The organism is Pseudomonas sp. GZD-209, assembly GCF_049310485.1.
Lineage (GTDB): Bacteria > Pseudomonadota > Gammaproteobacteria > Pseudomonadales > Pseudomonadaceae > Aquipseudomonas > Aquipseudomonas sichuanensis.
The window spans coordinates 1-21,713 of the sequence record NZ_JBMOWQ010000247.1; the positions used below are offsets into that span (position 1 = coordinate 1).

General features: G+C 65.5%; 18 protein-coding genes. 8 read left to right on the forward strand and 10 right to left on the reverse strand.

Annotation, left to right across the window (positions count from 1 at the left end; all coding sequences use genetic code 11):
* Window positions 1-60: 60 nt before the first annotated feature.
* Entirely contained in the window at window positions 61-303 is a 243-nt protein-coding gene (locus tag ACO6VM_RS24410; RefSeq protein ID WP_110995798.1) for a hypothetical protein, read from the reverse strand.
* Between the two features lie 819 nt (window positions 304-1,122).
* Between ACO6VM_RS24410 and ACO6VM_RS24415 the strand changes: the two genes are divergently transcribed.
* The 7 genes from ACO6VM_RS24415 (at window position 1,123) to yccS (ending at window position 12,517) form a co-directional block, all read left to right on the forward strand.
* A complete protein-coding gene (locus ACO6VM_RS24415) occupies window positions 1,123-2,919 on the forward strand; it encodes an acyl-CoA dehydrogenase (RefSeq protein ID WP_401055484.1) in 1,797 nt (598 codons plus the stop codon).
* A 30-nt stretch (window positions 2,920-2,949) separates the two neighbouring features.
* Complete coding sequence (locus tag ACO6VM_RS24420; protein WP_422403912.1) at window positions 2,950-4,392, forward strand: TldD/PmbA family protein; 1,443 nt, start codon at window positions 2,950-2,952, stop codon at window positions 4,390-4,392.
* Window positions 4,392-5,720 carry a TldD/PmbA family protein gene (locus ACO6VM_RS24425; protein ID WP_422403913.1) on the forward strand — a complete coding sequence of 443 codons (1,329 nt, stop codon included), beginning with the start codon at window positions 4,392-4,394 and terminating at the stop codon, window positions 5,718-5,720. Before ACO6VM_RS24420 ends, ACO6VM_RS24425 begins: the two co-directional genes overlap by 1 nt.
* A gap of 142 nt (window positions 5,721-5,862) precedes the next feature.
* Window positions 5,863-7,290 (forward strand): multidrug transporter subunit MdtD, encoded by a 1,428-nt coding sequence (gene mdtD, locus ACO6VM_RS24430; RefSeq protein WP_422403914.1) that lies wholly within the window; start codon window positions 5,863-5,865, stop codon window positions 7,288-7,290.
* 112 nt (window positions 7,291-7,402) lie between these two features.
* Window positions 7,403-8,740, forward strand: coding sequence for an ATP-dependent RNA helicase DbpA (dbpA, locus tag ACO6VM_RS24435; protein ID WP_401056101.1), 1,338 nt, complete (start codon window positions 7,403-7,405; stop codon window positions 8,738-8,740).
* Between the two features lie 237 nt (window positions 8,741-8,977).
* Window positions 8,978-10,159 carry an NAD(P)/FAD-dependent oxidoreductase gene (locus ACO6VM_RS24440; protein ID WP_401055490.1) on the forward strand — a complete coding sequence of 394 codons (1,182 nt, stop codon included), beginning with the start codon at window positions 8,978-8,980 and terminating at the stop codon, window positions 10,157-10,159.
* 174 nt (window positions 10,160-10,333) lie between these two features.
* Window positions 10,334-12,517 (forward strand): YccS family putative transporter, encoded by a 2,184-nt coding sequence (gene yccS / locus ACO6VM_RS24445; protein ID WP_401055492.1) that lies wholly within the window; start codon window positions 10,334-10,336, stop codon window positions 12,515-12,517.
* 146 nt (window positions 12,518-12,663) lie between these two features.
* Here yccS and ACO6VM_RS24450 read toward each other — a convergent pair whose 3' ends face one another.
* Window positions 12,664-13,401, reverse strand: a complete 738-nt coding sequence (locus ACO6VM_RS24450) for a substrate-binding periplasmic protein (protein WP_422403915.1) — start codon at window positions 13,399-13,401, stop codon at window positions 12,664-12,666.
* 225 nt (window positions 13,402-13,626) lie between these two features.
* On the opposite strand from ACO6VM_RS24450, the gene ACO6VM_RS24455 reads away from it, so the two are divergent.
* On the forward strand, window positions 13,627-14,079 hold the full coding sequence (locus ACO6VM_RS24455; RefSeq protein WP_125465805.1) for a GNAT family N-acetyltransferase: 453 nt from the start codon (window positions 13,627-13,629) through the stop codon (window positions 14,077-14,079).
* 236 nt (window positions 14,080-14,315) lie between these two features.
* Here ACO6VM_RS24455 and ACO6VM_RS24460 read toward each other — a convergent pair whose 3' ends face one another.
* From ACO6VM_RS24460 to epd, 8 genes are all read right to left on the reverse strand, one after another.
* On the reverse strand, window positions 14,316-14,618 hold the full coding sequence (locus ACO6VM_RS24460; RefSeq protein ID WP_125465806.1) for a winged helix-turn-helix domain-containing protein: 303 nt from the start codon (window positions 14,616-14,618) through the stop codon (window positions 14,316-14,318).
* Between the two features lie 14 nt (window positions 14,619-14,632).
* Entirely contained in the window at window positions 14,633-15,133 is a 501-nt protein-coding gene (locus tag ACO6VM_RS24465; RefSeq protein ID WP_125465807.1) for a M48 family metallopeptidase, read from the reverse strand.
* A 39-nt stretch (window positions 15,134-15,172) separates the two neighbouring features.
* Window positions 15,173-17,290, reverse strand: a complete 2,118-nt coding sequence (locus ACO6VM_RS24470) for a putative bifunctional diguanylate cyclase/phosphodiesterase (RefSeq protein ID WP_422403916.1) — start codon at window positions 17,288-17,290, stop codon at window positions 15,173-15,175.
* 233 nt (window positions 17,291-17,523) lie between these two features.
* Complete coding sequence (fba, locus tag ACO6VM_RS24475; RefSeq protein ID WP_008093958.1) at window positions 17,524-18,588, reverse strand: class II fructose-bisphosphate aldolase; 1,065 nt, start codon at window positions 18,586-18,588, stop codon at window positions 17,524-17,526.
* Window positions 18,589-18,688: 100 nt separating this feature from the next.
* Window positions 18,689-19,018: an MliC family protein gene (locus tag ACO6VM_RS24480; protein ID WP_110994178.1), complete on the reverse strand. Its 330-nt coding sequence runs from the start codon at window positions 19,016-19,018 to the stop codon at window positions 18,689-18,691.
* A gap of 160 nt (window positions 19,019-19,178) precedes the next feature.
* Entirely contained in the window at window positions 19,179-19,397 is a 219-nt protein-coding gene (locus tag ACO6VM_RS24485) for a hypothetical protein (protein ID WP_401055498.1), read from the reverse strand.
* A gap of 32 nt (window positions 19,398-19,429) precedes the next feature.
* A complete protein-coding gene (locus tag ACO6VM_RS24490) occupies window positions 19,430-20,593 on the reverse strand; it encodes a phosphoglycerate kinase (RefSeq protein ID WP_347150694.1) in 1,164 nt (387 codons plus the stop codon).
* Window positions 20,594-20,605: 12 nt separating this feature from the next.
* Complete coding sequence (gene epd / locus ACO6VM_RS24495) at window positions 20,606-21,667, reverse strand: erythrose-4-phosphate dehydrogenase (RefSeq protein WP_422403917.1); 1,062 nt, start codon at window positions 21,665-21,667, stop codon at window positions 20,606-20,608.
* Window positions 21,668-21,713: the final 46 nt, after the last annotated feature.

A 21,713-nucleotide genomic window follows, 5' to 3' on the forward strand; every position in this document is an offset into this window, starting at 1 on the left:
TAGCGTGGGAGCGGGCTTGCCCCGCGATGGCGTCAGCCCAGGCGCTACATGCCTCGCGGCCTAATGCATCGCCTGCGGCTGCGCCGGCATCTGCACCTGAATCAGTGCCGACTCGAGCAACACCCGCAGCGCTTCGGTCTCGTGCATCGCCGTCATCAGCAAGACCGAAACGGGCGACTTGGGCTGCAGCAGCATCGCCTGATGGACCACGGTCACTGCGCACAGGGCGTACTCGGTGGCCTGGATCAGGGTGTCTTCAAGGGAGTGATGGTTGTGGGGTGGGTCGGGGACGATCTTCAGCATTTTGGGGTACCTGGAAAGGGCCGCAACACGCCTGCTGTCAAACAAGAAGGTGGCAGCTGTACATGGGTTGACAGACCGGTAGGTATCCCAAGACCCGGCGCACACGAAGTGCCCCACGCACAGCCGCCATAAAAGGCAAGCCATGGGAATAAACCTAGGACGGCCTGTCAAAGCCGGTCACTGTTTTCGCAGCGACCGCCCGAGACTAGTGACCAACCCAGAGCACCGCAATGGCTTGAAAGAGGCAGAAGTATGTTTGGGAAATGGACTACAGGGAATAGGGGAAGTCTCGGGATTTGCGTAGGAAACGCGGCAGAGGTAACCCTTGGATCCAGCGCTTCCAGGTCCATAGCCACGATCGCATGAGGGCGTCCAAGCGCTGGGCGAAAGCCTTGCAGCGCCTACAAGATCGAGCGCCGCCCGCGCGGCGCTTCGCGGGTAAACCCGCTCCCACAGTTTATTTCGGGCCAGTCTCTTCTGTGCCATTACCTGGACCGCCTTGTTGGTACGACGCGGTTTCAGTGTGGGCGTTGCCGCCGCCCCGCATGACTCAAGGCATGCACCAAGGCAGGCGCCGATACTTTCACAGGAATAATTGGCCCGAAACAGATGTAGGAGCGGATTCATCCGCGATGCGCCGCGCGGGCGGCGCTCGATCTCATAGGCGCTGAAGAACTTTCGGCGAACACCTGGCAGTCCTCACCTAATCCCTCCTCCGAAAACGCTGCCTTCTAAAGCCATATCACCCAGACCAATTAACCTGTTCCCCGCATCAAGCCCCAACCTAGACTCGCCGCACCCCGACCCAGGAATGCCGCCATGTCCGAGCAACTCCTCAGCAGCCGCAACCTCGCCTTCGAACTCTACGAAGTCCTCGACGCCGAGGCCCTGACCCAGCGCCCGCGCTTCGCCGAGCACAGCCGCGAAACCTTCGACGCGGCGCTGACCACCGCCCGCACCATCGCCGAGAAGTACTTCGCCCCGCACAACCGCAAGGGCGACGAAAACGAGCCCCGCTACGTGGACGGCCGCGCCGAACTGATCCCGGAAGTGAAACCAGCGGTCGACGCCTTCCTCGAAGCCGGCTTCCTCAACGCCAACCGCGATTTCGAAGTCGGCGGCATGCAGCTGCCCAGCCTGGTATCGCAAGCCTGCTTCGCGCACTTCCAGGCCGCCAACGCCGGCACCACGGCCTACCCGTTCCTGACCATGGGCGCGGCCAACCTGATCGAGAGCTTCGGCACCGAAGAACAGCAGCGCCTGTTCCTGCAACCAATGATCGAAGGCCGCTACTTCGGCACCATGGCCCTGACCGAACCCCACGCCGGCTCCTCGCTGGCCGATATCCGCACCCGCGCCGAGCCTGCCGGCGATGGCAGCTACCGGCTCAAGGGCAACAAGATCTTCATCTCCGGCGGCGACCACGCGCTTTCGGAAAACATCGTGCACATGGTCCTGGCCAAGCTGCCGGGCGCACCGGCTGGCGTGAAAGGCATCTCGCTGTTCATCGTGCCCAAGTACCTGGTCAACCCCGACGGCAACCTGGGCCCGCGCAACGATGTGCTGCTGGCCGGGCTGTTCCACAAGATGGGCTGGCGCGGCACCACCTCCACCGCGCTGAACTTCGGCGACAACGGCCAGTGCGTGGGCTACCTGGTCGGCCAGCCGCACCAGGGCCTGGCCTGCATGTTCCAGATGATGAACGAAGCGCGCATCGGCGTCGGCATGGGCGCGGTGATGCTCGGTTACGCCGGCTACCTCTACTCACTGGAGTACGCCCGCCAGCGCCCGCAAGGCCGCCTGCCGGACAACAAGGACCCACACAGCCCGGCCGTGCCGATCATCGAGCACAGCGACGTGAAGCGCATGCTGCTGGCCCAGAAGGCTTACGTGGAAGGCGCCTTCGACCTGGGCCTGTACGCCGCGCGGTTGTTCGACGACACCCACACCGCGCCCGAAGAACACGCCCGCCAGCAAGCCCAGGAGCTGCTCGACCTGCTCACCCCGATCGTCAAATCCTGGCCCTCGACCTTCTGCCTCAAGGCCAACGAGCTGGCGATCCAGATCCTCGGCGGCCATGGCTACACCCGCGAATACCCGGTCGAGCAGTACTACCGCGACAACCGCCTGAACCCGATCCACGAAGGCACCGAGGGCATCCAGTCCCTCGACCTGCTGGGCCGCAAGCTGGCGCAGAACGGCGGCGCCGGGCTCAAGCAACTGATCCGCCTGATCGCCGGCACCTGCGAGCGCGCCAGCCATCACCCGAACCTGGATAACCTGCGCCAACCACTGGAGCAGTTGGTCAATCGCCTGCAAGCGGTCACCCTGGCCCTGCTCGGCGACCTGGCCCAAGGCAAGGTCGCCGGGGCCCTGGCCAACTCGGCGCTGTACCTGAAGGCCTTCGGTCACTGCGTGATCGGCTGGCGCTGGCTGGAGCAGGCTATCCATGCCGAAGTCGGCCTGCTCACGGGCCGCGACCGCGACTTCTACCAGGGCAAGCTGCAGGCCGCGCGTTATTTCCTCACCTGGGAAGTACCGGGCTGCCATAATGACCTCGCATTGCTCGAGGCCCGCGACGATACGTGCCTGGGCATGCAAGAGGGGTGGTTCTAGGGGGAGCCACCGCGCCAACGGAGGTTTCCCATGTTCGATTCCAGCGCCCTGCTGCGCCAGCGCTTCGCCGCGCTGCGCAGCACGGCCGAAGTGTTCTCGCTTCGCCACGTCAAGCAATCGCACCAGTCCCTTTCAGTACGCCGCAATGTCGCCGAGCCGCCGCACTTCAGCCAGGATGAAGGCGCCATGCTCACCGTGCGGGTCAACGGCGTCGAGGCCTACGCGGCCACCGCCGACCTGTCGCAAAGCGGCCTGCAGCGCGCCCTGGAACAGGCCGAAGCGCTGGCCCGACGCATCAAGGCCCATAGCCTGCTCGACCTCAGCGGCCAAGCCGCCCCGAGCGAGCGTCATGACCACGTTTCACCCAACTTCGACCAGCCCCTGCCCAACCTCGCCGACTGCCTGGACCTGCTGGCCGCAGAATCCGCCAGCGTGCCCAAGGACAGCCGCCTGGTGGACTGGCAGGCCAGCCTGGGCATCAGCCTGGTCGAGCAGACCTACCTGAACTCCGCCGGCGCCGAGCTGCGCCATGCCCAGCGCTTCGTCTACCCAGGCCTGGGCGTCACCGCCAGCGACGGCCAGGACAGCCAGAGCCGCACCCTGGGCCGCGACAACTTCGGCCAGCAAGGCAGCGTCGAGGTGATCGAGCGCTGCGGCCTGGTCGGCGCGGCCCGCCGCGTGGCCGACGAAGCCCTGCAACTGCTGCTGGCGCCCAACACCCCGAGCAGCACCCGCGACCTGCTGCTGATGCCCGACCAGATGATGCTGCAGATCCACGAGTCCATCGGCCATCCGCTGGAGATGGACCGCATCCTCGGCGACGAGCGCAACTACGCCGGCACCAGCTTCGTCAAAGCCGCCGACTTCGGCCACCTGCAATACGGCTCCCCGCTGCTCAACGTGACCTTCGACCCCACCATCGGCGAAGAGCTGGCCAGCTACAGCTTCGACGACGACGGCACCCCGGCCAGCAAGCAGTTCCTGATCCGCAACGGCTTGCTGGTGCGCCCGCTGGGCGGCGCGCTGTCGCAACTGCGTTCGGGCCTGGACGGCGTGGCCAACAGCCGCGCCTGTGGCTGGAACCGCGCGCCGATCGACCGCATGGCCAACCTCAATATCGAACCGGGCGACCAGCCGCTGGAGCAACTGATCGGCGCAATCGAAAACGGCATCCTGATGCGCACCAACCGCTCGTGGTCCATCGATGACGCCCGCAACAAGTTCCAGTTCGGCTGCGAATGGGGCCAGTTGATCGAGAACGGCGAGCTCAAGGGCGTGGTGAAAAACCCGAACTACAGGGGCATCTCCGCCGATTTCTGGCGCAACCTGTCGGCGGTGGGCGATCGCAGCACCTTCCAGGTACTCGGCACGCCCAACTGCGGCAAGGGTGAACCCAACCAGGTGGTGCGGGTCGGCCACGCCTCGCCGGCCTGCGTGTTCCGCCAGATCGACGTATTCGGAGGGGACGCCTGATGAGCACCTATCAACAACGCTTCGAAGACCTGCTCGGCGCCCTGCGCGATGCGCTGCAACCCGGCGAGCAGTTCACCCTGGGCTACAGTGCCGAGCACTCGCAGTTCGTACGGTTCAACCATGCCAAGGTGCGCCAGGCCGGGCTGGTCAGCCAGGCCAGCGTGCAGCTGCGGCTGATTCGCGATGGCCGCCAGGCGGAGCAACAGATCACCCTGGGCGATGACGCCGAGCTGGATCGCCAGCGCCTGCATGACGGCCTCGGGCAACTGCGTCAGACCCTGCCGCTGCTGCCGCTCGATCCGTACTTGAGCCTCGACGAGCGTGCCTGGCACAGCCACAGCCTGCTGGAGCAGCCACTGCCCGAGCTGGATGAAGTGCTGGCCTTGGTCGAGCGCGAGGCGAGCGACCTGGACCTGGTCGGCATCTACGCCGCCGGCCCCATCTGCCGCGGCTTCGCCAGCTCGTTCGGCGCCTTCGGCTGGCACCAGGCCAACAGTTTCAACTTCGACTGGAGCCTGTTCCATGCCAACGGCCAGGCGGTCAAAGCCAACTACGCGGGCCAAGCCTGGAGCGGCGAGGCCTTTGCCGCGCGCCTGCGCCTGGCCCGCGAACAGCTGCAGCACCTGGGCCGCCCGGCCATTACCCTCAAGCCCGGCAGCTACCGCGCCTACCTGGCGCCAGCGGCGATGGACGAGATTGCCGGGATGCTCTGCTGGGGTGGTTTCTCGGCCCAGGCACTGGCCACAGGGAACAGCTCGCTGCAACGCCTGTACAACGGCGATGCACGGCTGAGCTCACTGGTGAGTTTCAGCGAACAGGTCAGCGGCTCGTTGAGCCCGGCGTTCTCCGACGAGGGCTCGCCGCGGCGCGACCTGCTGCTGATTGGCGAGGGCCAGGCACGCGAGCGTCTGGTCAGCGCTCGCAGCGCCGCCGAGTTCACACTTCAGGCCAATGGCGCCGACAGCTACGAATCGCCGTGCGCACTGAGCCTGGCGCCGGGCAACCTGCCCAGCGCGCAGATCCTCGAACGCCTGGGCACCGGGCTGTACATCAGCAACCTGTGGTACCTGAACTACTCGGACCTGCCCGCGGCGCGGATGACCGGGCTGACCCGGTTCGCCACGTTCTGGGTGGAAAACGGCCAGATCCAGGGGCCGGTGAGCACCATGCGCTTTGATGACAGCCTTTACAGCCTGCTGGGTAGCCAGCTCGAGGCGCTAACCCAGGAGCGCGAGATGATCCTGTCGACCAGCACTTATGGGCAGCGCAGTACCGGGTCGAGTCATCTGCCGGGGGCGCTGGTCAAAGGGCTCACCTTGACCTTGTAAAACTACAGCGTGGGAGCGGGCTTGCCCCGCGATAGGGCCAGCCAAGGCAACATCAATGGCCGATCCGACGCCATCGCGGGGCAAGCCCGCTCCCACGCCCGCCCCCTCCCACAATGGGCCCTACACTTGCCTGAGGCTTCCCATGTCCGAACGCGCACCACTGGCCCCCGTCACCGCCCGCTGGATCCCCTGGGTGGTGGCCATCGCTTTCTTCATGCAGTCGCTGGACGGCACCATCCTCAACACCGCGCTGCCGGCCATGGCCCGCTCGCTGGCCGAGGACCCCTTGCGCATGCAGGGCGTGATCATCGCCTACATGCTCACCGTGGCGCTGCTGATCCCGGCCTCGGGCTGGATCGCCGACCGCTTCGGCACCAAGCGCATCTTCTTCAGCGCGATCCTGCTGTTCAGCTTCGGCTCGCTGCTGTGTGCCATGGCCAACAGCCTGGGTTTCCTGATCTTCGCCCGGGTGGTGCAGGGCCTGGGCGGAGCGCTGATGCTGCCGGTAGGCCGGCTGGTGGTGCTGCGCGCCTACCCGCGCAGCGAGCTGGTGCGGATCATGAGCTTCATCACCATCCCCGGCCTGCTCGGCCCGCTGCTCGGCCCGACCCTCGGCGGCTGGCTGGTGGAGATCCTGACCTGGCACTGGATCTTCCTGCTCAACCTGCCGGTGGGCGCCCTCGGTTGCTATGCGGTGTGGAAGTTCATCCCCGACCTGCGCGGCGCCGAGCGTACCCGCTTCGACGGGCCGGGCTTCGTGCTGTTCGGTGCGGCGATGGTGCTGATCACCATCGCCATGGAAGGCCTGGGCGAGCTACACCTGCCGCACCTGCGGGTGATGCTGTTGCTGTTCGCCGGCATGGCCTGCCTGGCCGCGTACTGGCTGCGTGCCGGGCGTGACCCGGAGCCCCTGTTCTCGCCGTCGCTGTTCCGCGTGCGCACCTTCGCCATCGGCATCCTCGGCAACCTGTTCGCCCGCCTGGGCAGCGGCGCCCTGCCCTTCCTGGTGCCGTTGCTGCTGCAGGTGGCGCTGGGTTACTCGCCGGCCCAGGCGGGCATGAGCATGATCCCGCTGGCGGCAGCAGCGATGCTGGCCAAGTCGGTGGCCCGGCCGCTGATCGAACGCCTGGGCTATCGCATCGTACTCACCGGCAATACCTTGCTGCTGGGCCTGCTGCTGGCCAGCCTGGGGCTGGTCGATGAACAGACGCCGTATGCCCTGCTGCTGGTGCAACTGGCGTTGCTGGGGGCGGTGAACTCGATGCAGTTCACGGCGATGAACACCGTGACCCTGATCGACCTCGACGACGCCAGCGCCAGCAGCGGCAACAGCCTGCTGTCGGTGGTCGCGCAACTGTCGCTGAGCCTGGGCGTGGCCTGCGCCGGTGCGCTGCTCGGCGGTTTCACCGCAGCCGGCAGCGCCGAAGGCGTGCAAAGCACCCTGGGGGCGTTCCAGCTGACCTTCGTCACCATCGGCGTGATGGCCATGCTGGCGGCGGCGATCTTCCTGCAACTGGCGCCGACAGACGGAAGGCGCGCTCGTCGTCCGGAAGAGCACGTCGAGTCGTAGGGCGAATGGCCATGAGGCTGGTAGACTGTGCGACATTTTTCGCTTCGCACCGTAGGCCCGCCTCGTGACCGTTGAAACCACCGCCTTTGCCACCCTCCCGCTGTCCGCCGCCATGCTGGCCAACCTGGACGCCCTGGGCTACGCCTCGATGACCCCGATCCAGGCCCAGAGCCTGCCGGTCATTCTCAAGGGCCAGGACCTGATCGCCCAGGCCAAGACCGGCAGCGGCAAGACCGCCGCCTTCGGCATCGGCCTGCTCAATCCGATCAACCCGCGCTACTTCGGTTGCCAGGCGCTGGTGCTGTGCCCGACCCGCGAGCTGGCCGACCAGGTGGCCAAGGAGCTGCGCCGTCTGGCCCGGGCCGAGGACAACATCAAGATCCTCACCCTGTGCGGTGGCGTTTCGCTGGGCCCGCAGATCGCCTCGCTGGAGCACGGCGCGCACATCATCGTCGGCACCCCGGGGCGCATCCAGCAGCACCTGGACAAAGGCACCCTGGTACTCGACGGCCTCAACACCCTGGTGCTCGACGAAGCCGACCGCATGCTCGACATGGGCTTCTTCGACGCCATCGCCAGCATCATCGGCAAGACCCCGTCGCGCCGCCAGACCTTGCTGTTCTCGGCCACCTACCCGGCCGGCATCGAGCAATTGGCCAAGAACTTCATGCGCCAGCCGCAGCAGGTGAAGGTCGAGGCGCTGCACAGCGACAACCAGATCGAACAGCGTTTCATCGAGATCGACGCGCAGCAGCGCCTGGAAGCTGTGACCCGCGTGCTCGGCCACTACCGCCCGCAGTCCTGCGTGGCGTTCTGCTTCACCAAGCAGCAGTGCGAAGACGTCGTCGCCCACCTCACCGCCAAGGGCATCGTTGCCCAGGCGCTGCACGGCGACCTGGAGCAGCGCGATCGCGACCAGGTGCTGACCATGTTCGCCAACCGCAGCAGCTCGGTGCTGGTGGCCACCGACGTGGCCGCCCGCGGCCTGGACATCGATGGCCTGGACATGGTCATCAACGTCGAGCTGGCGCGTGACGCCGAGATCCACGTGCACCGCGTCGGCCGTACCGGCCGTGCCGGCGAGAAGGGCGTGGCGATCAGCCTGGTGGCCCCGGCCGAGGGCCACCGCGCCCAGGCCATCGAAGACCTGCAACAGCAGCCGCTGCGCTGGGAGCAGCTGGACAACCTGAAGAACAAAGGCGGCGAGCCGCTGCTGCCGGCGATGACCACCCTGTGCATCGGCGCCGGGCGCAAGGACAAGCTGCGCCCGGGCGATATCCTCGGTGCGCTGACCGGCGATGCCGGCTTGCCGGGCAAGCAGGTGGGCAAGATCGCCATTTTCGACTTCGTGGCGTTCGTAGCCGTGGAGCGGGCGGTGGCCAAGCAGGCCATGCAGCGCTTGAACAGCGGCAAGATCAAGGGTCGCGCCCTGAAAGTCCGTATCGTCTAAGGGCTTGGCAAGATCCCTGTGGGAGCGGGGGGGGGGGGGGGGGGGGGGGGGGGGGGGGAGTGGGGGGGGGGGGGGGGGGGAGGGGGAGAAGGGGGGGGGGGGAAGGTTTCTGTCCGCCCTTTTGGTGTATGCCTTCCCCCCCCACCCCCCCCCCTCCCCCCCCCCCCCCCCCCCCCCCCCCCCCCCGCTCCCACAGATCCGGCATTCCAATTTTTACATTCAGACAGGTTCAACACCGTGCACTCCACCGACGTGATCATCCTCGGCGCCGGCGCCGCCGGCCTGATGTGCGCCCAGCTCACCGCCCGCCGTGGCCGTCGGGTGCTGCTGCTCGACCACGCCAACAAACCGGGCAAGAAGATCCTCATGTCCGGCGGCGGGCGCTGCAACTTCACCAACATGTACACCGAGCCTGCCAACTTCCTCTCGCACAACCCGCATTTCTGCAAGTCGGCGCTGGCCCGCTACACCCAGTGGGACTTCATCGAACTGGTGTGCAAGCACGGCGTGCCGTACCACGAGAAGAAGCTCGGCCAGCTGTTCTGCGACAACAAGTCCAGCGACATCCTCGACATGCTGCTGGCCGAGTGCGACGCGGCCGGCGCCGAACTGCGCATGAACACCAGCATCGAACAGATCGAGAAAACCGAAGGCGGCTACCGCCTGCAGACCAGCGCCGGCCCGTTCGCCTGCCAGTCGCTGGTGATCGCCACCGGCGGCCTGTCAATCCCGACATTGGGCGCCACCGGCTTCGGCTACCAGGTCGCGCGCCAGTTCGGCCACGAACTGCTGCCGACCCGCGCCGGCCTGGTGCCGTTCACCATCACCGAGCCCCAGCTCAAGGCACTGTGCACCGAGCTGTCCGGCACCTCGCTGGACTGCACCGCCAGTTGCAACGGCACAAGCTTCCGGGAAAACCTGCTGTTCACCCACCGCGGCCTGAGCGGCCCGGCGATCCTGCAGATTTCCTCGTTCTGGGAGGCCGGCGACACGGTCGAGATCAACCTGCTGCCCGACCGCGATGCCCTGGAGTGGCTGCAGGGCCAGCAGGTCGAGCGCCCCAACAGCGAGCTGAAGACCGTGCTGGGCGAGGTGTTCACCCGCAAGCTGGCCAACCTGCTGGCCGAGCAGTGGTTCGAATCCAAGCCGCTGAAGCAGTACACCCCGGCCCAATTGGCCGAAGTCGCCGACAAGCTGGCGGCCTGGCAGGTGGTGCCGGCGGGCACCGAGGGCTATCGCACTGCCGAGGTGACCCTGGGCGGCGTGGATACCCGCGAGGTGTCGTCCAAGACCATGGAATCGCTGAAGAGCCCCGGGCTGTACTTCATCGGCGAAGTGCTGGACGTGAGCGGGCACCTGGGTGGTTTCAACTTCCAGTGGGCCTGGGCTTCGGCCAACGCTGCGGCGCAGTTCGTGTAGAGTAGAATCCATTCAGCAGCACGGAACGCTTCTTGCTGGTCTGTGTTGTGAAGGGTGCAAAACCATCGCGGGGCAAGCCCGCTCCCACAAAGGCCTCCTGTGTCTCGTGGGAGCGGGCTTGCTCCGCGATGAGGCCCCCAAGGTTCTAGTCCGCAAACTGCCCAGCAGGCCATCATGTCATCGAGCTCGTTCCGCCATTCATTGCGTCGCCTGTGGGGCCAAGACAAGTTCAGCTACGCCATTCGTGTGACCATCGCCCTCACCGGCAGCATGGCCTGGTGCTGGTACCAGAACGAGATGAGCCTGCTCATCCCGCTGTTCCTCGGCATCATCGCCAGCGCACTGGCCGAGACCGATGACGGTTGGCAGGGCCGCCTCAGCGCCCTGCTGGTCACCCTCGGCTGTTTTGCCATCGCCGCCCTGTCGGTGGAGCTGCTGTTCCCCTACCCCTGGATCTTCGCCCTCGCCCTGGCCCTGGCCGCCTTCGGCCTGACCATGCTCGGCGCACTGGGCGAACGCTACGGGGCGATCGCCTCGGCGACGCTGATCCTGTCGGTCTACACCATGATCGGTGTGGACCAGCGCGGCGGTGAGGTCAATGACTTCTGGCACGAGCCGCTGCTGCTGGTGACCGGCGCCGCCTGGTACGGGCTGCTGTCGGTGCTGTGGCAGGCGCTGTTTTCCAACCAGCCGGTGCAGCAGAGCCTGGCCAAGCTGTTCTATGAACTGGGCAGCTACCTCAAGCTCAAGGCCAGCCTGTTCGAGCCGATCCGCGGCCTGGACGTCGAGGCCACGCGCCTGGAGCTGGCCAAGCAGAACGGCAAGGTGGTAGCCGCGCTCAACGCCGCCAAGGAAATCATCCTGCACCGTGTCGGCAACAGTCAGCCCAACTCCAAGGTCAGCCGCTACCTCAAGCTGTACTTCCTGGCCCAGGACCTGCACGAGCGGGTCAGCGCCTCGCACTACCCCTACAACGCCCTGAACGAGGCGTTCTTCCACAGCGACGTGATGTTCCGTTGCCAGCGCCTGCTGCGCAAACAGGGTGCCTCCTGCCAGGAGCTGGCGCGCTCGATCCGCCTGCGCCAGCCGTTCGTGCTCGCCAGCGGCTACCCCGAAGCGCTGGAAGACCTGAATGCTTCGCTGGAGCACCTGCGCGAACAGAACAACCCGGCCTGGCGCGGGCTGCTGCGCTCGCTGCGGGCCCTGGCCGCCAACCTGGCCACGCTGGACCGCCTGCTGGGCGCCGCGAGCAACCCGGACAGCCTGGCAGATGCCAGCGACAGCAGCCTGCTCGACCGCTCGCCGCGCAACCTGAAGGATGTGTGGCAGCGCTTGCGCACCCAGCTGACCCCCACCTCGCTGCTGTTCCGCCATGCCCTGCGCCTGTCGCTGGCACTGTCGGTGGGCTACGGCATGGTGCACCTGATCCACCCGACCCAGGGCTACTGGATCATCCTCACCACCCTGTTCGTCTGTCAGCCCAACTACGGGGCGACCCGGCGCAAGCTGGGCCAGCGGATGCTCGGCACCGCCATCGGCCTGACCGTGGGCTGGGCGCTGTTCGACCTGTTCCCCAACCCGCTGATGCAGTCGGCCTTCGCCGTGGTCGCCGGGGTGGTGTTCTTCGTCAACCGCACCACCCGCTACACCCTGGCCACGGCGGCGATCACCCTGATGGTGCTGTTCTGCTTCAACCAGACCGGCGATGGCTATGGGCTGTTCCTGCCGCGCCTGTTCGATACCCTGGTCGGCAGCCTGATCGCCATCCTCGCGGTGTTCCTGTTCCTGCCCGACTGGCAGGGCCGCCGGCTGAACAAGGTGCTGGGCAATACCCTGGCCTGCGCCAGCCAGTACCTGCGCCAGATCATGCAGCAGTATGCCCACGGCAAGCGCGACGACCTGGCCTACCGCCTGGCCCGGCGCAACGCGCACAACGCCGACGCCGCGCTGTCCACCACCCTGGCCAACATGCTCATGGAGCCCGGGCATTTCCGTAAGGAAGCGGATGTCGGCTTCCGCTTTTTGGTGCTGTCGCACACCCTGCTCAGTTATCTCTCAGGGCTTGGGGCACACCGCGACACCGCGTTGCCGGCCGAGGTCCATGAACAGCTGATCGAGGGTGCAGGCCAGACCTTGGCCGCCAGCCTCGACGAAATCGCCAACGGCCTGGCCGCGCGCCTGCCGGTGGCGATCCACAGCGACGCGGAAGAGGCCCTGGCCAATGCGCTGGAGCAGATGCCCGAGGAGCTGGACGAGCACCAGCGCCTGGTGCAGACCCAACTGGCGCTGATCTGCCGTCAATTGGGGCCGCTACGCACGTTGGCGGGGCATTTGATCAAGGAAGGTGAGCCGGGCTGATCGCGGGGTGACCTGTACTGGGGGGGGGGGGGGGGGGGGGGGAAAAGGCGGGAAGACCAACGAAGGGAGTGGGGGGACCGGCAAGCCGGCTCCCACAGGCGCGATCCATGTGGGAGCCGGCTTGCCGGCGATAGGGCCAACGCAGATCAGAAGCCGTGCTGGCGCAACAACCGGGCGTAGCTGCCATCGGCCTTCATCGCCGCGATGGCCTTCTCGAACCGTGCCACGACCTGCCCGTGCTCCGGGTGCTTGAGGCTGACCAGGATGTGCAGGCTGTTCTCGCTCAGCGGCGGGTCGACGAAGCTCACCCCATCGCGCACCTGCTGCGGTTCGCGCTGCAGGTTGTAACGCGCCACGTACTCGTCCTCCACCGTCAGGTTGACCCGCCCGGCCGCGAGCATCCGCACCGCCGACGAGAAACTGCGCACCGGCACTTTGTTCAGACGCTCGTCACTGTCGAAGCCCGGTGAGTAGGCATAGTCGCGCACCACGGCGATGGTGTAGGGGTAGAGGTCGGCCTGACGCTTGAAGACGAAGCCTTCGCCCTGGCGCTGGAGCAGACGGATACGGTTGATGAGGTAGGGCCCGGAGAACTCGCCGATGCGCGTGCGCTCATCGTTGTACCAGGCGTTGACCAGTACGTCGTAACGCCCCTCGCCAATGCCCATGAGCGCCCTGGCCCAAGGCACTTCCTCGAACGAAGTGGCGAAACCTGCACGGTTCAGCGCCGTGGTGACGATGCTGGTGGCCAGGCCACCGCCGGGCATGGCGGCGTCGGTAAAGGGCGGCCAGCTGTCGGCCACCAGTCGCAGTTTCTCCTGGGCGCCTGCCGGCATCGCGCACAACAAACCCAGTATTCCAAGAACGCAAAGCAGTGGCCGCATGCTCAAATCCTTTCGCAGTTGGGGGCCCCACGCTGAAGTTGGCGATCTCTACTCACAACAGATCCTGCAGATTACACAAGCCGCATCCCGGCGACAGCGGACAATAATGTCATTTAGCCTCTATTTTGGCCGAACGACATCTGACGTGATTTGCGGCAAGGCCAGGCTCGTGCGCAGCGGCGGGATTTGCGATGATCGAGCGCCAATACAAGGAGCCCATACCCCATGTCCATCGAGTGGATCTGCAAACACCACAGCGACCTCGGCAAGGAACAGCTCTATGCCGTCCTGCAGTTGCGTACGGCAGTGTTCGTGGTCGAGCAACGCTGTGCCTACCAGGAAGTCGACGGGCAGGACCTGAGCGGCGACACCCTGCACCTGATGGGTTGGCAGGACGACAAGCTGGTGGCCTATTTGCGCCTGCTCGACCCGCAATCACAGGGTGGCGACGTGGTCATCGGGCGAGTGGTGACGGCAGCCGACGCACGGGGTGGCGGCCTGGGCCATCAGTTGCTGCTCAAGGGGCTGGAGTGCGCCGAACATTGCTGGGCGGGGACACCGGTGTACCTGTCGGCACAGGCGCATTTGCAGGGGTACTACGCTCGGCATGGTTTCGTCGCGGTGGGCGAGGAATATCTCGAGGACGACATTCCCCATATCGGCATGCGCAAGGGCTGAAGCCGCCGGTGGGCGCGCCAGATCTTTAAAGTGTGAGCAAGGCAGTTGCTCCCACCTGACAGCGCCGAACTCAAGACCTGCACTCTGCCTGTGGGAGCGGGTTTACCCGCGAAGATGACACCTCGGTGCCTGGCACGGGCTATGCCCGTGTTCGCGGGTGAACCCGCTCCCAAAGTGATCGCGCAACGGTTTGAATAGCGAGCAAGACAATTGCTCTCACCAGGACCGCGCAGAGATCACGGATAACCCAGCACATCCCTGATCTGGCGCAGATGCTGGATGATCCACTGCTTGTCGATCGCCCCCCAGTCACGGATGCGGTAATGCCCGGCATGGTTGCGGGCGCCGCTCTGCTGCTCGAATTCACAGACGATGTCCAGGTCGGCCAGCGCAGCGATGGTGTCCTGCGCGGTGCGCCGGGGCATGCCGGTGGCCTCCATCAGCGCCGGCACACTGGTGGCGGTCTGGCTGTCGATCAGCCAGGCCACGTACAGGCGGCGGTAGAAACTGCTGCGGGTCTTGCTCACTTCCGTGCTCATCTGGTGCTTGTCCCTCAGGTGTTACCCGGCAGCTCCCGATAGGTCAGGTAGACGCGCAGGTCGAATTCCAATTGGTGGTAGTCCGGCTCCATGTGCTGACAGAGCTGGTAGAAGGCCTTGCTGTGGTCGCGCTCTTTCAGGTGCGCGAGTTCGTGCACCACGATCATGCGCAGAAACTGCGGCGCCGCCTCCTTGAACAACGAGGCGATGCGGATCTCTTTCTTGGCCTTGAGCTTGCCGCCCTGTACCCGCGACACCGCGGTGTTCAAGCCGAGGGCGCGATGGGTCAGGTCCAGGCGGTTGTCGAACAGCACCTTGTCCAGCGGCGGTGCGCTGCGCAGGTATTCCTGCTTGAGATCCTGGGCGTAGCCGTACAACGCCTTGTCATTCTGTACCGTATGCCGCTCGGCATAGCGTTGGTCCAGGTAGGCGCCCAGGCGGCCGCTGGCGATCAGCTGACGCACCTGGTCTTGCAGATGCGGCGGGTAGGCTTGCAGGTAGCGTAAGGCGGTCATCAGGGTGCAGATCGGGGTAAGGAGCGCCGAGTTTACCAATCACTCGCCCCAAGGGAATACCGCCGGGAAGTCGCCGGCATCGGCGGCGGTCATCGGCCTTGCCACAAGGAAACCCTGCACAAAGGCACAACCCGCGCCCTTGAGCCATTGCGCCTGCGCCTGCGTCTCCACGCCTTCGGCAATCACGGTGATGCCATAGGCCGCGCACAGTTCGATGACACTGCGCACCAATGCAATGTCGGCCGCCGAATCCGGCAGCCGCGCCACCAGGTGACGGTCGAGCTTGAGGGTATCGATGGGCAGGTCGCGCAGCATGCGCAGCGAGCAGTCACCCGCACCGAAGTCGTCCAGCGCCACACGGATGCCCATCTCGCGCAGCCGATTCACCTGCTTCACCGCCGCGTCGATGTTGTACATCAGCGAGGTCTCGGCCACCTCGACCTCCAACTGGGCAGGCAACAGGGCATATTCGTCGATTACCCGCGCCAGTTCGTCGGCAAGGCCCGGCATGGCGAACTGGGCTCGGCTCAGGCTGATGCTCAGTACCAACCGGGCGCCGAAGCGCGCCCCCCATTCCTTGCGCTGGGCGGCGCCCTTGCGGTAAATCCAGCTGGCCAGGCGATTGATCAGGCGCGCTTCTTCGAGCAAGGGGATGAACAACCCCGGCGGCACATCGCCGACACTCGGGTGCTGCCAGCGCAGCAAGGCTTCGAAGCCGCGCAATTGGCCATCGCCGAACGCCACCTGCGGTTGATAGACCAGGTTGAAGTCGTTCTGCTCGATGGCCGCGCGCACGCCATCTTCGAGCATCAGCCGCGAGCGCGCCCGGCCATTGAGCTCCTGGTCATAGAAGCGGTACTGCTGGCGCCCGGCCTGCTTGGCGGCGTACATCGCCGCATCCGCCGCGCGCAGCAAGCCCTCGACGCTGGAACCACAATCGGGGTAGGTGGCAATGCCGATGCTCACCCCCAGGCTGACCTCCAGCCCATCCACTTCCTGCAAACCCGAAAGGCGCTCCAGCAGTTTCTCGGCAAAGCGCCCGGCCTGCTCCGGGTACGGCAGCCCGTCGAACAGCGCGGTGAACTCATCGCCGCCCATGCGCGCCAGCAGCGCTTCGTTACCCAGGCAGTCCTTGAGCTGCTCGCCCACCCAGCGCAGCACCTTGTCGCCGGCCTCGTGGCCAAGCAGGTCGTTGATCCGCTTGAAGCCGTCCAGGTCCATGTACATCAGGGCCCGGGCCTTGTCCGAGCGCTCGTTGCGCAGCAACGCGCCTTCGGCGGCCTGGTAGAAGCCACGGCGGTTGAGCAGCCCGGTCAACGGGTCGGTCACCGCTTGGTATTCAAGCTGTTGATGCAGGCTGCGCACCACCGACATGTCCAGCACCGTCACCACCATGGCCCGCTGTTCAACGGGCAACGGCGCGCAGGACAGCGCCACCGGCACAAGTTGGCCGGAGACGGTGCGCAACTGGGCGTCATGCACGCGGAAGATCTGCCTGCCCAGATACGCCTGGTAGAAGTCCGACTCGCGCCACAGGCTGGCGCAAGGCAACTGGATCAAGTCCAGCACGTGGGCGCCCTGCAAGGTGTCCACCGGAGCATTGAGCAGCCGCGAGATGGCGGGGTTGGCAAAGCCGATGGTGCCCGCCTCGTCGACCACCAGGATGCCTTCGGCGGCGTTTTCCAGGATCGAGGCGTTGAAGGCCCGTGCCGACTCCAGTTCGCGGGTCAGGCGCTGCAGCATGCGGCGGTTGCGCTGCTGATCCAGTTGGGCCTGCACCTTGGGTTTGAGGATTTGTGGGTCGAAGGGTTTGAACAGGTAGTCCACCGCGCCACTGGCATAACCCTTGAGTACAGCGGCGTCGGACTGCTCGTTGGCGGTGAGGAAAATGATCGGGGTCAGCCGCGTGCGCTGGCTGCCGCGCATCAGCCGGGCAACCTCGAAGCCGTCCATCTCGGGCATCTGCACGTCGAGCAAGACCAGGTCGACTTCGTGTTCGAGCAGCGCGCTCAGGGCTTCCATCCCTGAACTGGCGGTCAACACCTGCCAATCCTGACGGGCCAGCAACGCCCGCATGCTGATGAGATTCTCTGGATAGTCGTCTACGACCAGTAGCACCGACCGACTGTCCGGAGGTTGTGTGTGAGCGACATCCATGCTGCTTCCCATGTTTAGACCGACCCTGGCCCGCTATTGGATCCGATCTTTACTCTAGACAGGGCGACCGAAGACGCAACGCGGGTAGATGGCTAAGCGCCATCGAAATTGATGTTAGCCGACTAACGGTATGGCTGCGGGTTATGTGGGAATAATCCTTATCTGTCGCTGGATTGTTACAGGCATAAAAAAACCCGCATCTCTGCGGGTTTCTTCAAGCAACTACCAACGGATCAGTTGACCTTGGCAGCCAGCTCGCCTTTCAGGTAACGCTGGAACATGCCTTCCAGGGAGATCGGCTTGATCTTCGAGGCGTTGCCGGCGGTGCCGAAGGCTTCGTAGCGGGCGATGCACACGTCACGCATGGCCTTGACGGTTTCACCGAAGAACTTGCGTGGGTCGAACTCGCTCGGGTTCTGCGCCATCAGGCGACGCATGGCACCGGTGGAGGCCAGGCGCAGGTCGGTGTCGATGTTGACCTTGCGCACGCCGTGCTTGATGCCTTCAACGATTTCTTCGACCGGTACGCCGTAGGTCTCTTTGATGTCGCCGCCGTACTGGTTGATGATCGCCAGCCACTCTTGCGGTACCGAAGAGGAACCGTGCATCACCAGGTGGGTGTTGGGGATGCGCTTGTGGATTTCCTTGATGCGGTCGATCGCCAGCACGTCGCCGGTAGGCGGCTTGGTGAACTTGTAGGCGCCGTGGCTGGTGCCGATGGCGATGGCCAGGGCATCGACCTGGGTCTTCTTGACGAAGTCGGCCGCTTCTTCAGGGTCGGTCAGCATCTGGCTGTGATCGAGCACGCCTTCGGCGCCGATGCCGTCTTCTTCACCGGCCATGCCGGTTTCCAGCGAACCCAGGCAGCCCAGCTCGCCTTCTACCGAAACGCCGCAGGCGTGGGCCATGGCAACGGTCTGCTGGGTAACACGGACGTTGTACTCGTAATCGGTCGGGGTCTTGCCGTCTTCACCGAGCGAGCCGTCCATCATGACCGAGCTGAAGCCCAGCTGGATGGAACGCTGGCACACGTCAGGGCTGGTGCCGTGGTCCTGGTGCATGCACACCGGGATGTGCGGGAACTCTTCGATGGCCGCCAGGATCAGGTGGCGCAGGAAGGGAGCACCGGCGTATTTGCGGGCACCGGCGGAAGCCTGGACGATGACCGGAGAGTCGGTCTTGTCGGCGGCTTCCATGATGGCGCGCATCTGCTCGAGGTTGTTGACGTTGAAAGCTGGGACGCCGTAACCGAACTCGGCGGCGTGGTCCAGCATCTGGCGCATGCTAATGAGTGCCATGGTGTATCTCTCTCCCGACAAGCGTCGTTTGTTTCGTGCAAGCCTGCCGCAGGGGCGGTTGCTGTTCAAGTAGTGTGGGCCACCGTGGCGGCCCGGCCAGTCACGGTGCCTTGCAGCCCCGCCCAATCAGATCGTTGGTCGCCACCCAGTACACCAGGCCTTCCTGGCCTTTGGTATGGAAGGCCAGCACGCCATCGCTGTACAGCGCGCCCGAGGCGCCCGGCTCGGACTTGAGCCGGTAGACCTGGTCGCCGCCGCCAAGGCGCACGTCGACCGCATCCTGTTTCACATCAGCGAAGCGCCACAGCACCTCGGCCTGGCTGTCGCAGACCCAACGGGTCCAGTTGTCCGCCACCGGGGCGGGTGCCGGCTGCAACAGCGAGCAGCCTGCCAGGGTCGCCAGGGCCAGTGCGGCCAGAAGCGCTTTCATCCTAAAACCTCGTCATGGGCCCGCTGCGCGGCCCTTCGCGGGTAAACCCGCTCCCACAGGGCATGCACTGACCTTGTGGGAGCGGGTTTACCCGCGAAGGGCTGCGCAGCAGCCCCTCTTCCAAGACCACGAAAGCCAGGCTTGGTTGCCTGCCGCCCGATCAAGGGCAGCCCGGCGCCTTGCGCTGGTGCTCGTCGTCATACTTTTCCAGGCCGTCCGGGCCCAGGCGCTTGTTGATCACCGGTACCGTCTCGGCCTGCCACTGGGACTGATAGCAGCCGCCCTTGTGGCGCTGCGACGGCTCGCCGTCCGCGCCCTTGTCGCTGGCGCAGGCGCCCAGCAGCAAGGCCACCATCATCACAGGCAATTGCTTGACCATCAGGTCGCTCCCTTTGCCAGGCGCCTTCGTGCTCAGGCCTTGGCCCGCTCTTCGAGAATCGCCACAGCCGGCAGCACCTTGCCCTCGACGAATTCGAGGAACGCGCCGCCACCGGTAGAAATGTAGGAGATATCCGCGCCGACACCATATTTGTCGATGGCGGCCAGGGTGTCGCCACCACCGGCGATGGAGAACGCGGCGCTGTCGGCGATGGCCTTGGCCAGCACCTTGGTGCCGTTGCCGAACTGGTCGAACTCGAACACACCGACCGGGCCGTTCCACAGGATGGTCTGCGACGACTTCAGCAGCTCGGCGAAGTTGGCAGCGGTCTGTGGGCCGATGTCGAGGATCATGTCGTCAGCCGCCACGTCGGCGATCGCCTTGACGGTTGCTTCGGCGCTTTCGGCGAATTCCTTGGCAACCACCACGTCGACCGGCAGCGGCACATTGACCTTGGCGGCGATGGCCTTGGCGGTGTCGACCAGGTCGGCTTCGTACAGCGACTTGCCCACCGGATGACCGGCAGCAGCGAGGAAGGTGTTGGCGATGCCGCCGCCGACGATCAGCAGGTCGCACACGCTGCTCAGGCTGTTCAGCACGTCCAGCTTGGTCGACACCTTGGAGCCGGCGACGATGGCGGCCATCGGCTTGGCCGGGGCCTTCAGGGCCTTGCCCAGGGCGTCCAGTTCGGCAGCCAGCAGCGGGCCGGCAGCCGCGACCTTGGCGAACTTGGCAACACCGTGGGTGGAACCTTCGGCGCGGTGAGCGGTGCCGAAAGCGTCCATCACGAACACATCGCACAGGGCAGCGTACTGCTGCGCCAGCTCGTCGGCGTTCTTCTTCTCGCCCTTGTTGAAGCGCACGTTTTCGAACAGCACCAGGTCACCGGCCTTCACCTCGACACCGTCGAGGTAATCGGCAACCAGCGGTACCTCGCGGCCCAGGGCCTTGCTCAGGTAGTCGGCGACCGGCTTGAGGCTGTTCTCAGCCGAGAACTCGCCTTCGGTCGGGCGGCCCAAGTGCGAGCAGACCATTACCGCCGCGCCCTTCTCCAGGGCCAGCTTGATGGTCGGCAGCGCGGCCAGGATACGCGCATCGCTGGCAACCACACCGTCCTTCACAGGCACGTTGAGGTCTTCGCGGATCAGTACGCGCTTACCTTGCAGGTCGAGGTCGGTCATCTTCAACACGGTCATGAATGCAGTCCTTCAGGGCTGTTTGCTGCGGGTGGGGTGGACGACGTGCAGATAATGTTCGGCAACGTCGAGCATACGGTTGGCAAACCCCCATTCGTTGTCGAACCAAGCCAGCAGGTTCACCAGGCGGGGGCCGGAAACGCGGGTCTGGCTGGCATCGACGATGGCCGAATGCGGGTCATGGTTGAAATCACAGCTGGCGTGGGGCAGCTCGGTGTAGGCCAGCAAGCCTTTGAGCGGGCCATCCAGGGCGGCCTCGCGCAGCACCCGGTTGACCTCGGCCGCGCTGGTGTCGCGGGCGGTCTGCAGGGTGATGTCCAGGCACGACACGTTGACGGTCGGCACGCGTACCGCTTTGGCCTGGATTCGCCCGGCAAGTTCCGGCAGCAGGCGTTCGATGCCGCGCGCAAGCCCGGTGGATACCGGGATCACCGACTGGAACGCCGAACGGGTGCGGCGCAGGTCTTCGTGGTGATAGGCGTCGATCACCGGCTGGTCGTTCATCGCCGAGTGAATCGTGGTGATCTGCACGTACTCGATGCCGAAGGCCTGGTCCAGCACCCGCAGCAGCGGCACGCCGCAGTTGGTGGTGCAGGAGGCGTTCGACACCAGCAGCTCGCTGCCGGTCAGGCAATCCTGATTCACCCCAAAGACCACCGTGGCATCGACGTCGGCTTCGCTGGCCATGGGCTGCGAGAACAGCACGCGCGGCGCACCGGCATCGAGGAAGCGCTGGCCGTCGGCGCGGGTGTTGTAGGCGCCGGTGCACTCGAGCACCAGGTCGATGCCCAGGGCGCTCCAGTCGATGCCTTCGGGGGTGGCACTGCGCAGCACTTTCACGCAGTCGCCATTGATATGCAGACAGTCGCCATCGACCTTCACCTCACCGGGGAAACGCCCGTGGGTGGAGTCGAAGCGGGTCAGGTATTCCAGGCTGGCCTGGTCGGCCAGGTCGTTCAGTGCAACGATCTCGAAACCGGCCTTCGCCCCACGCTCGAACAGTGCGCGCAGGACACAGCGGCCGATGCGGCCGTAACCGTTGAGTGCAACTTTGTAGGGACGCGGGTGGGGCATTCGATACTCACGTGGCAAGTGCGTTGAACGACCATCGCGGGGCAAG